General features: G+C 66.8%; 12 protein-coding genes and 1 tRNA gene. 2 read left to right on the top strand and 11 right to left on the bottom strand.

Annotated features, from left to right (window positions below; translation table 11 throughout):
• Positions 1-12: 12 nt before the first annotated feature.
• The 11 genes from L5G28_RS04425 to L5G28_RS04375 all read right to left on the bottom strand — a co-directional run bounded on the left by L5G28_RS04425 (position 13) and on the right by L5G28_RS04375 (position 10,171).
• On the bottom strand, positions 13-906 hold the full coding sequence (locus tag L5G28_RS04425) for an ABC transporter ATP-binding protein (RefSeq protein ID WP_237000456.1): 894 nt from the start codon (positions 904-906) through the stop codon (positions 13-15).
• Positions 907-1,038: 132 nt separating this feature from the next.
• A complete protein-coding gene (locus L5G28_RS04420) occupies positions 1,039-1,368 on the bottom strand; it encodes an immunity protein CdiI family protein (RefSeq protein WP_237000455.1) in 330 nt (109 codons plus the stop codon).
• Positions 1,369-1,518: 150 nt separating this feature from the next.
• Positions 1,519-1,592 (bottom strand) — tRNA-Pro (locus L5G28_RS04415).
• Between the two features lie 138 nt (positions 1,593-1,730).
• Positions 1,731-3,182, bottom strand: a complete 1,452-nt coding sequence (locus L5G28_RS04410; RefSeq protein WP_237000454.1) for a hypothetical protein — start codon at positions 3,180-3,182, stop codon at positions 1,731-1,733.
• Complete coding sequence (locus L5G28_RS04405) at positions 3,179-3,637, bottom strand: hypothetical protein (RefSeq protein ID WP_236997943.1); 459 nt, start codon at positions 3,635-3,637, stop codon at positions 3,179-3,181. Before L5G28_RS04405 ends, L5G28_RS04410 begins: the two co-directional genes overlap by 4 nt.
• A 43-nt stretch (positions 3,638-3,680) precedes the next feature.
• On the bottom strand, positions 3,681-4,112 hold the full coding sequence (locus L5G28_RS04400; RefSeq protein ID WP_236997944.1) for an organic hydroperoxide resistance protein: 432 nt from the start codon (positions 4,110-4,112) through the stop codon (positions 3,681-3,683).
• A 60-nt stretch (positions 4,113-4,172) separates the two neighbouring features.
• A complete protein-coding gene (locus L5G28_RS04395; protein WP_237000453.1) occupies positions 4,173-4,823 on the bottom strand; it encodes a hypothetical protein in 651 nt (216 codons plus the stop codon).
• Positions 4,820-6,226 (bottom strand): hypothetical protein, encoded by a 1,407-nt coding sequence (locus L5G28_RS04390; protein WP_237000452.1) that lies wholly within the window; start codon positions 6,224-6,226, stop codon positions 4,820-4,822. The genes L5G28_RS04395 and L5G28_RS04390 overlap by 4 nt, the downstream gene beginning before the upstream one ends.
• A gap of 185 nt (positions 6,227-6,411) precedes the next feature.
• Complete coding sequence (locus L5G28_RS04385) at positions 6,412-7,704, bottom strand: lipase family protein (protein ID WP_237000451.1); 1,293 nt, start codon at positions 7,702-7,704, stop codon at positions 6,412-6,414.
• A gap of 135 nt (positions 7,705-7,839) precedes the next feature.
• Entirely contained in the window at positions 7,840-8,865 is a 1,026-nt protein-coding gene (locus L5G28_RS04380) for an aspartate-semialdehyde dehydrogenase (RefSeq protein WP_237000450.1), read from the bottom strand.
• 40 nt (positions 8,866-8,905) lie between these two features.
• Positions 8,906-10,171, bottom strand: coding sequence for an aspartate kinase (locus L5G28_RS04375; RefSeq protein WP_236997949.1), 1,266 nt, complete (start codon positions 10,169-10,171; stop codon positions 8,906-8,908).
• Between the two features lie 244 nt (positions 10,172-10,415).
• Between L5G28_RS04375 and L5G28_RS04370 the strand changes: the two genes are divergently transcribed.
• Both L5G28_RS04370 and L5G28_RS04365 read left to right on the top strand, forming a co-directional pair.
• Positions 10,416-11,567, top strand: a complete 1,152-nt coding sequence (locus L5G28_RS04370) for a mannosyltransferase family protein (RefSeq protein ID WP_237000449.1) — start codon at positions 10,416-10,418, stop codon at positions 11,565-11,567.
• A 120-nt stretch (positions 11,568-11,687) separates the two neighbouring features.
• Positions 11,688-13,184 (top strand): MFS transporter, encoded by a 1,497-nt coding sequence (locus L5G28_RS04365; RefSeq protein ID WP_237000448.1) that lies wholly within the window; start codon positions 11,688-11,690, stop codon positions 13,182-13,184.
• Positions 13,185-13,202 lie beyond the last annotated feature (18 nt).

Raw genomic sequence — 13,202 nt, 5'->3', positions numbered from 1 at the left:
TCACACACCCGGTCACACGTTTGTGTGGCTGCGCCCGATCGGGACGATCATGGGACGATCGCTGACCGGGTCGTCGACGACACGTGACCGGAGGCCGAACACGTCGAAGAGGAGTTGCTCGGTGATGACCTTCGACGGCGGGCCCTGTGCGATGACGGAGCCGTCCTTCATCGCGACGAGGTTGTCGCTGTAGCGGACTGCGAGGTTCAGGTCGTGGAGCACCATGAGGACGGTGCGGCCTTCCTCGTGAAGGTCATCGACGAGATCGAGGACGTCGAGCGCGTGCGACAGGTCAAGAAAGGTGGTCGGCTCGTCGAGCAGGATCATGTCAGTGCCCTGAGCGAGCGTCATCGAGATCCACACCCGCTGCCGTTGTCCCCCGGAGAGCGAGTCCACGGTGCGGTCGGCGAGATCCCGGATACCGGTCTGGGTGAGCACGGCGTCGACGATGTCGTCGTCCGTCGACGACCACTGTCGCATCCAACTCTGGTGCGGATGCCTGCCCCGGGCGACGAGGTCGGCGACGGTCAAGCCCTCGGGCGCGATCGGCGACTGCGGCAGCAGGCCGAGCTTGGTGGCGACCTCCTTGGTGCGGTACTCGGCGATGTCCTTGCCGTCGAGTACCACCGAACCCGCTGACGGTTTGATCAGCCGGGCGAGGGTGCGCAGCAGCGTCGACTTCCCACAGCCGTTGGGTCCGATGATCGTGGTGACAACCCCGGTCGGCACGTCGAGGTCGAGGTCGCCGATGATCGGCGTCCCGCCGTAGCCGGATGCTATCGAGCGGGCCGCCAGTCGAGTGTCGTCGGGGAAGGTGTCGATCGCCGCGAACTCTTGAGCATCTCGGACGGAGGACGGGCTGCCGATCGATGCCAGGACGGGCGCGACTGCCTTACTCATATCCATTCTAGTAATGCTAGCCTTAGCTGCCTTATTGTGGCGACCTCGGATGGCGCGTGGTGAGTCGTTCGGCGTGGCTGGCGCTGTGGCCCATCGCGGCCGAGCGGCTGGGCCGGCCAGTACCCGCCAGGCCAGAGTTCAGTCGAGCATCCAATTTCCCCGTCTGTCGTGGGATAGATACCCCCGCTCGACGGTGAACTCCGGTAGTTCGGTCTCGATCATGTCGGCGAGGCGATCGCCTTCTGCCATCCACGCGTCGACATCGAAATCCCGCGGCCACGTGTGCTGCTCCTGTTGGGGCGACTGTGCGAAGTTGTCCTGCCATTGGTCGAGCCACGTGCGCAACGCGCTCTCGAGTTCCTCGCTGAACCCGAAGTTCTTCGGCCCCGGCCACCAACCGCCAGGTTCCGGACTAGGTGTATCACCGGACCACAGCCCCCACGAAGCGCCATAGTCGGGATAGAGCATAAGTTGTTTACTTCTCATAGTAGGCATCGCCAAGATCCTCCCCAATCACGTCCATCCCCGTCGCCGCCTGTTAAGGCGCTGGAGATACGAGGAGGCCCCCGGTCCGCATCTCTGCAGGCCGGGGGCCTCTTCTGCTATCTCAACCTAGCGTCGGGGTGGCGGGATTCGAACCCACGACCTCTTCGTCCCGAACGAAGCGCGCTACCAAGCTGCGCCACACCCCGTGTGCAACCTGATACAGCCTACAACGACGACCTGCGAAGTATTAAATCGTCTGCTCAGAAGGCCTTTTCCGCCCTGTCACTGATGCGCCCTGTCACTGATGCGCCCTGTCACTGATGCGCCCCATCACTGATACCCCGTCACTGATACGAGACGAACCATGGTTCCGGGTTCACTCGGAGAGTGTGGCGGGGAGAGAACATCGGTTTGTCCTCGGTGTAGAAGTTCTTCCACCCGAGCCAGACATTCGGCGGCAGTCCTGCGACGATCCGCCGCCAGGTCTCCATCTTGACCGACGGCGTCCCGTGCCCGTCGGCGTGGATCACGGTGGCGAGCTCGGGGTGCGACGTGTCGATCAGACGGCGGTCGCCCAGCATCGCGGCGTCGAACTGGTGCAGGACGAAGGCCTTCTGCGGCAGGTTCTCGCTGCGGACGAGGCCGGCAAGCCAGTCGGCGGTCCGATTGACTTCGGCCGGTTCGACGGAGCCGATCTGCGTCAGATGCTTCTGGTTCGGTTTGAGTCGCCATTCGGGGTCCAACGCAAGACCGACGTTCGGTCGGCGCAACAGGCCCCGATACCTTTTAGCCTGCGTGAGGAAGTCCATCCGCCCGGGCTGAAGGTCGAGCGTCACATAGACGCCCGCCTTCTCGGCGGCGTCGATCCACGGCCGGAGCATCGCCGGGTCGAGCATGTTCGTGTAATCGCCCCGGCTCCCCGGGTCGGCGGACGCAACGGTCGCGATGATCTCGAACGCCGGGACCACCGGCACGTCCGACAGCGCAGCGTAAGGACGCGTCATGCGCTTGACTCGCCGGATCGACTCGTCCACTCCCTGCGCGCCGAGAGGACCGAGGTCGGCCGAGCCGGGCGATCCGTAAAGGGCGACAACGCGTCGTCCGGGAAACACGAGCTGGCCGCCGCCGGGGAGTTCGGGGACGGTCCGTGCGGCGTCGACCTGGCCGGCGAATGTCTTCTCGTCGCCGAACGCACCGATGGCGACGACGGGCCGTCCGTCGTCGGATTTCAGCGCGGCGACCGACTCCCCAGTGGCGCGCGCGTCGCCGACCGGTAGCCCGACGACGGACGTTCCGGCCGATTCGGCCGTGGTGACGGCATCGGGCCCTCCGGCGACGAGGACCAGCGCGTCCTGCCCGGCGACAGCGGAGACCACTGCGGGCGCAGGGGCGTCGTCCGAGACCGGAACCCCGAGGTCGGGCACGTCGCCCATCTCGATCAACCCGACGGTGCGCAGTCGCGCGAGCTCGTCTCGCACAGCGCGGACGTCCCGTCCGACCTCGAACATCGGGAGCCGGTTCTCGACGGCCGTGTCCCGGGCACGCTGCACATCGGCGGCAGATGCGTCGGCGCCGAGCACGACGGCGGTCGGAGCCGAATCGAAGAGGGTGCGGCTGACGAGAACCGCGGCGGGTACACCGGGATCACGGACGACGGCCAACGGCGGCAGTCTGGTCGCCGCCGGTGCGGCTGCGCCGAGGATCGGAACCGACGACGCGGTGAGCGCTCCGACGACGATGATCACCGCTGCGGCGAGGATCGGGTGCCGCAGAGCCGTCGCCCGCCGACGAATCATTCGTCGTCGGACGGTTCCGTGTAGGAGACGGTGACTCGCGGTGTGGTCGCAGCGTGGAAGATCGCGGCTCCGGCGTATCCGAGTGCGGCGAGCGCGAAGACGACCGTCGCGGCCAGGAGCACGCCCCACATGACCATCGCGACGACTCCGTCGAACGTGTCGAGGGCGAGGACCCCCGCTCCGGCGAGTACCGCGCCGAGCAGCGCCCAAGCGACACTGCGCAGCCGCGGCCCGATCACCGAACTGTAGAACAGACGTCGGTAGACCGTCGTCTCGAACTCGTCGACCGCTGCCAGCCGCACGGCGTCACCGTCGGCCAGCTCACGCAGACTCCTCGCGAGCTCGGCTTCTCGCAATAGCGAAGCCGCCTCTCGCTGGCGGTAGGCGACGAATGCGATCGTCGCGATGGTCACGGCGAAGATGCCGATGCCTGCTGTAAATGCCCAACTGTTCACGAGGGACAACCTACCGCCAGCGGGTCACGAATTGAAACGTGTTTCACACACGCGACGTGACGGTGCTGGCGATGTTGCCGCGGGTCGCCTTCGAGTACGGGCAGAAGCCGTGCGCGGCGAGTGCCAGTTCGTTGGCCTGTGCGGTCTCCAGGCCCGGCAGGTACACCGAGATGTCGGAGGTGAGCCCGAATCCTTCGTCGGCGTCGTCCTTGCCGATGCCGACGGTCACGCTGACCTCGGCGCCCTCGGGCACAGTGACGCCGGCGTTCTTGGAGACGAGGCGGAGCGCGCCCATGAAGCACGCCGCCCAACCGGCCGAGAACAGTTCTTCCGGGTTGCTGCCGTCGCCGTTTCCGCCCATCTCGACGGGAGGCGCCAGGGTGAGGTCGATGCGCCCGCTCTCGGACACCACTTCGCCGTCACGGCCACCGCCGCGGGACGTCGACGATACTCGGTACACGGGGGTCACAGTCATGAGAGTCTCCTTGTTTTCGCGTGTCGTCGCCGACGGTCTTCGCGGCGCACGATCTCCAACCTACTCGCCACGGGCCACCCTCATGGGGCGCACGCGCATCGACTGCGGCAGCCACTGTCCGACGCTGCGCCGCAACGTCATCAGCGCGGACACGATGAGCAGCGCGAACTGGACCCATGCCATCGCCCACACCCATCGGGGCGAATCGGGATAGTTGAACAGCAGGTCCGCGCACACCGGGATGAACAGGAGCACCACCACGACGGTCGACAGGTAGACGCTGCGCAGATTACGGCTGTGTGCGCGTTCGATGCCGACGAGCATCAGCCACGAGAGCGCGACGACGACCGGGATGCCGATCAGGAACGCGAGCGGCCAGAAGTGCGCAAGCGACTCCGCCTTCGCCGCCGGGTCGACGTCGGGAACATCCTCGAGCCCGGGCTGCAGCCGCCCGGCGAGCCGAGACGTCGTCGCCGACAGGTTCGTGAAACCGTAGACCACCCAGATCAGGCCTGCCGCCGCGGACAGCAGCCACGCAACCCGGGCGTCGCGGGTGAGTGCGGTCGGTGGCGGCCCCGGGTCGGTGGGCCGTCCCGGGTAGCGGTCACGCTGCTCGGCATCCTTGGATTGACGGGCGATCTCGGCCATGTCCTGTGCATCCAGCTCGGCCTGCGTCGGGATGCGGTCGGGGTCGCCGTCGGGGAACGTCATGGGGCGATCTTAAGCATTCGCGTCACCGTCCCCTGCCAGAGCACGCCACCGGGTCCGATCATGCCCGTCAATTGCATCGGTTCGTCGACCGGTGCGTCGCCGACCTTGCGGGTGACTATGCGTGCCCCGGTCCGGAAGTCGACGCCGACGTAGTTCACCGATCCGAGCTGTTGCGGGCCGAGCCGATACGGGCCATATGCGAGCCCGTGGATGAGCCCGTCGGCGCGCGAGAGTCGCGGCAACGTCGCCATCCGGTCGCGGTAGTTCTCCCAGACGCGCATGCATTTCCCGTCGACGACGTCGATACGCGTCATGGCGCCGGTGAACGGGGCGCCCGCCGGGCGACTCGGTCCCGTCACCGCCATCGGCGGGTACTGGTAGCCGTATGTGCTCGGGATGACGATACTGTCGCCCCACGCCATCGGTGAGTTCTCGGTTCCCTGCGGCGACCGGGTGAATGCGCGCATCGAACAGACCGGCGCGCCGGTGTCGGCGTTCAGGACGTGCAGGCGCGGGACGTGCGCGTTGTCGACGATCGCGACCCAGCTGTCGCCGCCCGACCCGAAGTAGGTGGGAGTGGTGCCCGAACCCCAGGTGAGTTGACCGGGCTTTCGTGCCGGTCCACGGTCGTACGCGCGGCGCCACACGGTGCGAGGGACGCCGTCGTCGCCGGCGCGCATCTCGTACAGCGCGTGGGTGGTGAGGACGGACGCGCCGTCCCGCCGGATGGTCAATCCGTTCCCGAGTCGCTCGCCGACGGGCAGTCGGTTCGCGGCGACACGGCCGTTCGGCGCGATGGTGCCGACCACTCCCTTCGTCGTCACGAACCAGACGCGTCCGTCGAAGTCGGGCGCCAGACCAGTCACCTGATCGCTCCCGATCCGTTTCGAGATGTCGACGCGACGGTCGACCGACAGCTTCCAGCCGTTCGGGGTCCGATGATGTCCGACGTGCAGGACGGCTCCGCTCCCGTCGGCGACGACCACCCGGTTCTTCTCGTCGAGGTAGCCGTAGACGCCGCCGAGGAGCCCGCCCTTCGTGAGCGGCAGGGTCGCGAGGACTTTCGCGGAGTAGGGGTGGAAGAGGGTGACCACCGGAGTCGCGACCTGCGGCGGATCGCCGGCGAGGTACGAGGTGCACAGCGAGACCGGGTAGCCGTCGGTCCCGACGAACGTCGCCGCGCACACTCCGCCCGGAACGCTCGACGCGGCGAGATGCCCCGTCGTGCCCGGCCCGCGCAACTGCGTGCTGTCGGTCGACGCCGCGTCACCGTGCATGAGCGACGTCCACGGTGTCGCGACCCCGGGAGGCGAACCGACGGGCGGTGCGGCCTGTGCCGGTGCGACTCCGGCGGCGAGTGCCACGGTCGCCATGACGGCGAGGGCTCGAGTCAGACGTTTCACGCAATCGAGTGGAACACGTTTCACCGATTCTGGGCACGGTAATCCGCGGGATGCGCACAGAAAGCACTTCGTCCGAGGGCTCGGGGATGTGACCCGAACTCTCGGACGAAGGAAGCTCGACTAGTCAGCCAGACAGGTTCCACTGCTCAGTCTGCTCAGCGGTCGAACACTCAGCGGTTGAACCCTCAGCGGTTGAATTCCGTCAGGAGGAAGCTCGTCGCCGGGAGCAGCTTGAACAGCATCGGGACCGCGTGGTTGACCACGAGGCCGGGGAAGATCGGCGGCGTGTAGTCACGGGTCAGGCGCACATTCGCACCCTGCTTGCGCCAGTCCTTGTACAGGGTGACGACCTGGCCGGTCGGGATGACGTCGTCGTTGACACCGGTGGAGATCAGGACGGGCGCGTTCGGCTTGAGCGAGCCGATGCGCTGGTCGTCGAGCATCTTCTGGACTTCGGGGTGCCGCTTGATCACCGACGCGAGAGACTTGCCGTCACGGGTCCACTGGTTGGTTCGTTGGAAACCGAACGCCAGACCGGAGTCGCCGATGCACTGGGTCGCCGTGTCACGGAGCACGCGTTTGCCCTGCGCGTTGGTCTCCTTCGTCAGGATCGGGCCGAGTTCCGGATAGCGGGCGTCGAGACCGTTGATCGCGTAGCCGATCGCCCCGGCGATGAACGTGCCGTCGATCTTCGTGATGACCTTCGACAGGTCGGCGGGCGGGGCACCCGCGTAGGTGGCCTTCACGTTGAGGTCGGACGCGTACGTCTCGGCGAGCTCAGCGGCCGACGCGGCGGCGCCGCCGCCCTGCGAGTAGCCGGTGAATGCGACCGGCGCGTCCTTCGGGGCGTTCGCAACCTTCAGTCCGGCGCGCGCGGCGTCGAGCATCGCCCGGCCGGATTCGACCCGGTTCACGTACGTATGGATGCCGGGAGTCCCCATGCCGACGTAGTCGGTGATAACGACTCGGACACCGTTGAGCAGCATCAGGTACATCTCGGGCGCCGTGTAGTTGACGCCGATGCTCGGCTTGGTGAGGTCGACCGCCATCGGGAAGTTCATCATCTTGGACCCGGCACACTGGTCGCCCTGCCCGACGGTGCCCGGCCCCACCACCACGGTCGGGCGCTCCCCCTTGCCGTTCCACTTCGCGGTCGGCTCGACGACAGTGCCCGTCACCGCGGTCGGCTTCCCGTTCTGGAGCTTCGAGGTGTACATGAGACGCGTCGCCGTGCCCGGCCACTGCCCCTTCATCCCCGGGAGTTGCAGCAGCAGGTCGCTGTGTTCGGTGCGGATGATCGAACCCGGTGTCGAATCGTACGTCGACGGAGGAACGTAGAAGTTCCGTGCCGCATCTGCGGTCCCCGGATCACCGACGGCGACAACCCCGGCAGCCGCGACGACGGTGACCAGACCAGCGGCGACGGCGTGTCGTGACGCCCGAACAGAACGTGAGACTACTCCCGAGTATTTTCTCATGGGTGCAATGTAGCGCACGATTGCCCGAAAGCTGTAACGGGGGACACCATCCGTGCGATTCGCGCGAGCCATACGATTTCGGGGCGGCGACCGCCATGCGGTCACCGCCCCGAAAGGTGGAAATACGAGCCTGGACTACACCAGCAGCTCGGCGATCTGGATCGTGTTCAACGCCGCACCCTTGCGCAGGTTGTCGCCCGAGACGAACAGCGCGAGACCAGTGCCGTCCGGGGCACCCGGATCCTGACGGATGCGGCCGACCAGCGAGACGTCGCCGCCCGCCGCGTCGAGCGGCGTCGGAACGTCGACGACCTGAACCCCCGCGGCGTCGGCCAGGATGGCGCGCGCCTCGGCGGGAGAGACCGACTCGTCGAACTCGGCATTGATGGCCAGCGAGTGACCGGTGAACACCGGCACCCGCACACACGTACCGCTGACCAGAAGATCCGGGAGGCCGAGGATCTTGCGCGACTCGTTGCGCAGCTTCTGATCCTCATCGGTCTCACCCGAGCCGTCGTCAACGTAGTCGCCCGCGAGAGCGACGACGTTGAAGGCGATCGGTGCGACGTACTTGACGGGCTCGCCCAGGTCGACGGCCTTGCCGTCGTGCACCAGCTTCTCGGCGTCGTCGACGCCGTTGCGGATCTGTCCCGCGAGTTCGGCGACTCCGGCCAGCCCGCTGCCGGACACCGCCTGGTAGCTCGACACGATCAGTCGCTTGAGGCCCTTCGCGTCGTGCAGCGGCTTGAGGACCGGCATCGCGGCCATCGTCGTACAGTTCGGGTTCGCGATGATGCCCTTCGGCGGATTCTTCGCGAGTTCGCCGTTCACTTCCGCGACCACCAACGGCACGTCGGGGTCCTTGCGCCACGCCGACGAGTTGTCGATGACAGTGACGCCCGCCGCCGCGAACCGCGGAGCCTGCACCTTCGACATCGTGCCGCCCGCCGAGAACAACGCGATGTCCAGGCCAGTCGGGTCCGCCGTCGTGGCGTCCTCGATGACGATCTCCTCGTCACCCCATGGCAACGTCTTGCCCGCCGAACGCGGCGACGCGAAGAATCGGATCTCGTCGACCGGGAAGTTGCGTTGCGCCAGGATCTCGCGCATCACGGCGCCGACCTGACCCGTCGCACCCACCACTCCAAGCTTCACGCCCATTACAATCCCCCGTCGCTTCGCAAGCTTCGCTCGCCCATGATTACCGCCCCGTTCCCGCGTACACGACGGCCTCTTCTTCGCCGCCGAGGTCGAACGCCGCGTGCAGCACCTGGACGGCACGGTCGAGGTCTTCGTCGCCGACGAGCACGGAGATGCGGATCTCCGACGTGGAGATCAACTCGATGTTGATGCCCGCATCGCTGAGCGACTCGCAGAACGTCGCGGTGACGCCGGGATGGCTCTTCATACCCGCACCGACGAGCGACACCTTGCCGATGTTCTCGTCGAGCACGACCTCGGCGAAACCGAGCTCGTCCCGCAGCTTGCCGAGTTCGGTGACGGCGAGCTCGCCGAGTTCCTTCGGCAGCGTGAACGTGATGTCAGTCTTGCCGGTGTCGATCCGCGACACGCCCTGCAGGACCATGTCGATGTTGATCTCGGCGTCGGCGACCGCACGGAACACCTTCGCGGCGAATCCCGGCTTGTCTTCGATGCCGACAATGGTCACCTGAGCTTCGCTGCGGTCGTGCGCAACGCCGGTGAGAATCGCTTCTTCCACGGGGATGTCCTCCATCGAGCCGGACACCACAGTGCCCGGGTTTGTCGAGTACGACGAGCGCACATGAACGGGAACGTTGTAAGCCCGTGCGTATTCCACGCAGCGGAGCATCAGCACCTTCGCGCCACACGCCGCGAGCTCCAGCATCTCCTCGAACGAGATGTTGTCGAGGCGGCGCGCATTCGAGACGATGCGCGGATCAGAGGTGTAAATTCCGTCGACGTCAGTGTAGATCTCGCAGACGTCGGCGTTCAGCGCCGCGGCGAGAGCGACGGCGGTCGTGTCCGATCCGCCGCGGCCGAGCGTCGTGACGTCCTTGGTGTCCTGCGAGACCCCTTGGAATCCGGCGACGAGCACGATCTTGCCGTCGTCGAGCGCGCTGCGGACTCGGCCCGGCGTCACGTCGATGATCTTGGCTTTGCCGTGGCTCGACGTCGTGATGACGCCAGCCTGCGAGCCGGTGAACGATTGCGCGTCCTCGCCGAGCGATTCGATCGCCATCGCCAAGAGCGCGTTCGAGATGCGCTCACCGGAGGTGAGGAGCATGTCCATCTCGCGCTGCGGCGGGTCCGGATTGACCTGTTCGGCCAGGTCCAGCAGCTCGTCGGTGGTGTCACCCATCGCCGATGCGACCACGACGACGTCGTTGCCCGCGCGCTTGGTCTCCACGATCCGTTCGGCGACACGGCGAATGCGCTCGGCGTCCGCCACAGAGGAGCCGCCGTACTTCTGGACCACCAGTGCCACGTCGTGCACCCTTCGTTGTCTTACGTTCGGTCAGGGGACAACCTTACCGGTCCGATTCGTCTGGCCACAGGTGCCGCGGATCGATGTGACCGCGGCTACGTCGGAGACGTACTCGCCATGCAGTCGGAGACGTACTCGCCATGCAGTCGGAGACGTACTCGCCGTGCAGTCGGAGACGTACTCGGCATGCAGTCGGAGACGTACTCATCGGAGCAGTCGGAGAGGCCCCGTAGGATTTGCGGCGATGACTCCCGCACTCCGATGGAATCCGGCTGCCACCGCCGTTGCCGTGTACCTCGGTGTACGCCTCGTCGGAGTGCTCGTCCTCGCATGGTTCGGAGCCATCCACGACCTCTCCCTCGACGATCTCTTGTCCAGGTGGGACGGGGTCTGGATGCTCGACATCGCCGACTACGGATACGACGGCGTACCCGAGACCGGTACGGATGCCCAAGGCGTGCACACGGATACGACGGCATACGCGTTCTTCCCCGGCTACCCGATCCTGGTCGGCTTGTTCGCGAAGCTCCCGTTGGTCAGCCCGTTCGGCGCAGGCATCGCACTCAACGTCGTGATCGGCGCCGTCGCCGCAGTCGGCGTCGCCCGCCTCGGCGCGGACTGCGCGAAACGCGTGCGTTCCGACACCGCGGACGTCACGGCCCGCAACACCGGCCTGATACTCGTCGTCTTGTTCGCGGCCGCCCCGATGGGTGTCGTCCTGTCGATGACCTACACCGAAGCGCTCTTCTGCGCGCTCGCCGTGTGGGCGCTCGTCGGCGTCCTCGAGGAGCGATGGCTGCTCGCCGGGCTCAGCGCCTTTGCCATCGGCCTGGTCCGTCCGACGGGCATCGCGGTGATCGTCGTCGTCATGATCGCCGCGATGATCACCCACCGCGACGGCACCCGGGCCTGGATCGCAGGCATCATCGCACCACTCGGGTACATCGGTTACCTGTGCGTGGTGTGGGCGAAGACCGGGAGCCCGTCCGGATGGTTCCGCATCCAGACCGAAGGCTGGAACACCTCCTTCGACGGCGGGAAAGCCGTCGGGTCGTTCCTCTACGACACGCTCACCGGCTCGCTCGACGCGGTTTCGGTACTCACTGCGCTCGTGATCATCGCATCGCTTGTTCTACTCGTCTGGTCGTTCGCCGACCGCCTGCCGTGGCCAGTCCTCGCCTACGCGACGCTCGTCATCGCGTCGGTCCTGTTGTCGAGCGGTCTGATGCCGTCGCGGCCGCGACTGATGCTGCCGGCGTTCGTCATCGCACTGCCGATCGCGATCCGCCTCGCCCGGTCATCCCGGACCGCGGCGATCTCCACGGCCGTCGGGGCGACGCTCGCGTCCGCGTGGCTCGGCGCCTACATGCTGACGGTCTTCGACTTCGCCATCTGAAATCGATTCGGCTGATTTCGATTCGACTGAAATCGATTCGACTGGGCGACCAGTCGAAACGTATCGTGACGGTGGAGTAGATCGCCTCAGCCCATCAGTGATTCGCAGGAGCGAAAACCCATGTCAGCGCCGCGTTCGGTCGCCCGCCCCGCGACTCGTCGCACGTGGTTCGGCCTCATCGTCTTGCAGTTGCCCGTGCTGCTCGTGTCGATGGACTTCTCGGTGCTCTACCTCGCGATGCCGACGATCAGCGACGCGCTCGAACCCACTGCCACGCAACAGCTCTGGATCCTCGACATCTACGGATTCATGATCGCCGGGCTGCTCATCACGATGGGCAACATCGGCGACCGGATCGGCCGCAGGCGGATCCTCCTGGCGGGTGCCGCCGTCTTCGGCGGGGCGTCCGCGCTCGCCGCGTTCGCCTCCGATCCAAGCTTGCTGATCGCCGCCCGCGCACTCATGGGCATCGGCGGTGCGACGCTGATGCCTGCGAGCTTGTCCCTGATCGCCAACATGTTCCCGCTGGCCCGCGAACGGGCCCGCGCCATCGGCGTGTGGACCGCGGCGTTCGCGGGCGGAGCCGCCGTCGGGCCGGTCATCGGCGGAGCGCTCCTGCACCACTTCTGGTGGGGTGTGGTCTTCCTGATCAACGTGCCAGTGCTCGCCGTCCTGTTCCTGGCCGGTCCGTCGCTGCTCCCCGAGTTCCGTGCCGCCCGCACCGAACCATTCGACGTCTTCGGCGTCGTGCTGTCGCTCGCGGGAATCCTGCCGGTGGTCTACTCGGTGAAGACGTTCGCCGTGCACGGTGCAACCGCGACCGCCGTCGTCACCGGGTTGTTCGGTATCACGATGCTCGCCGCGTTCATCCGACACGAACGACGCGCCGCCGCACCGCTTCTGGTGCTCTCGTTGTTCTCCAACCCCTCGTTCAGCTCGTCGCTGGCGGTGGCGATGGTCGGGATGATGGCGCAGGGCGGCCTCGCCTACCTGACGAACGTGTACCTGCAGTCAGTGCTCGGCTACGACGTTCTCACCGCGGCTCTCGCCGGCATCCCGATGGCGATCACCGTCGCCGTGTTCTCGATCTACGCGGACCGCGTCACGCGTCTGGTCGGCGTGCGGTTCGCGCTGGCCGGCGCCGTGATGCTCGCGGGCGCGTCCGCAATCGCGCTGGTGTCGTTGTCGACGTCCACCCCACTGTGGGTCTACCTGGTCATCACCGCAGTCGCAGGCATCGGTTTCGGAATCCAGTTCTCGCTGGTGAGCGACGTCGTCGTCGGTTCGGCTCCCCCGGAGAAGTCCGGTGCCGCCTCCGGCGTCTCGGAGACCAGTTTCGAACTGGGCAACGCCCTCGGCCTCGCGCTCCTCGGCTCCCTCGCCACTGCTGTGTTCCTCGCAGGCGACGGTGGACGCGGGTTCGCCGACTCGCTCGGCGAGACGCTGAAACAGTCCGGCCGCACCGGTCCCGTCGCCGACGCCGCCCGCAGCGCGTTCGTGGACGGACTGCACGTCGCAGCTCTCACCGGCGGCGGTCTCCTCGTCGTGCTGGGTGTCGTCGTGGTGGTCGTCATGCGCGGCTCCGCAGAGCGCCGAGAAGAACCGGTGCTACCATGACAGGCATGCGCGCACTGC

This window comes from Gordonia liuliyuniae (genome assembly GCF_021739025.1).
Taxonomy (GTDB): domain Bacteria; phylum Actinomycetota; class Actinomycetes; order Mycobacteriales; family Mycobacteriaceae; genus Gordonia; species Gordonia liuliyuniae.
This window is presented reverse-complemented; position numbering and strand designations above follow the sequence as displayed.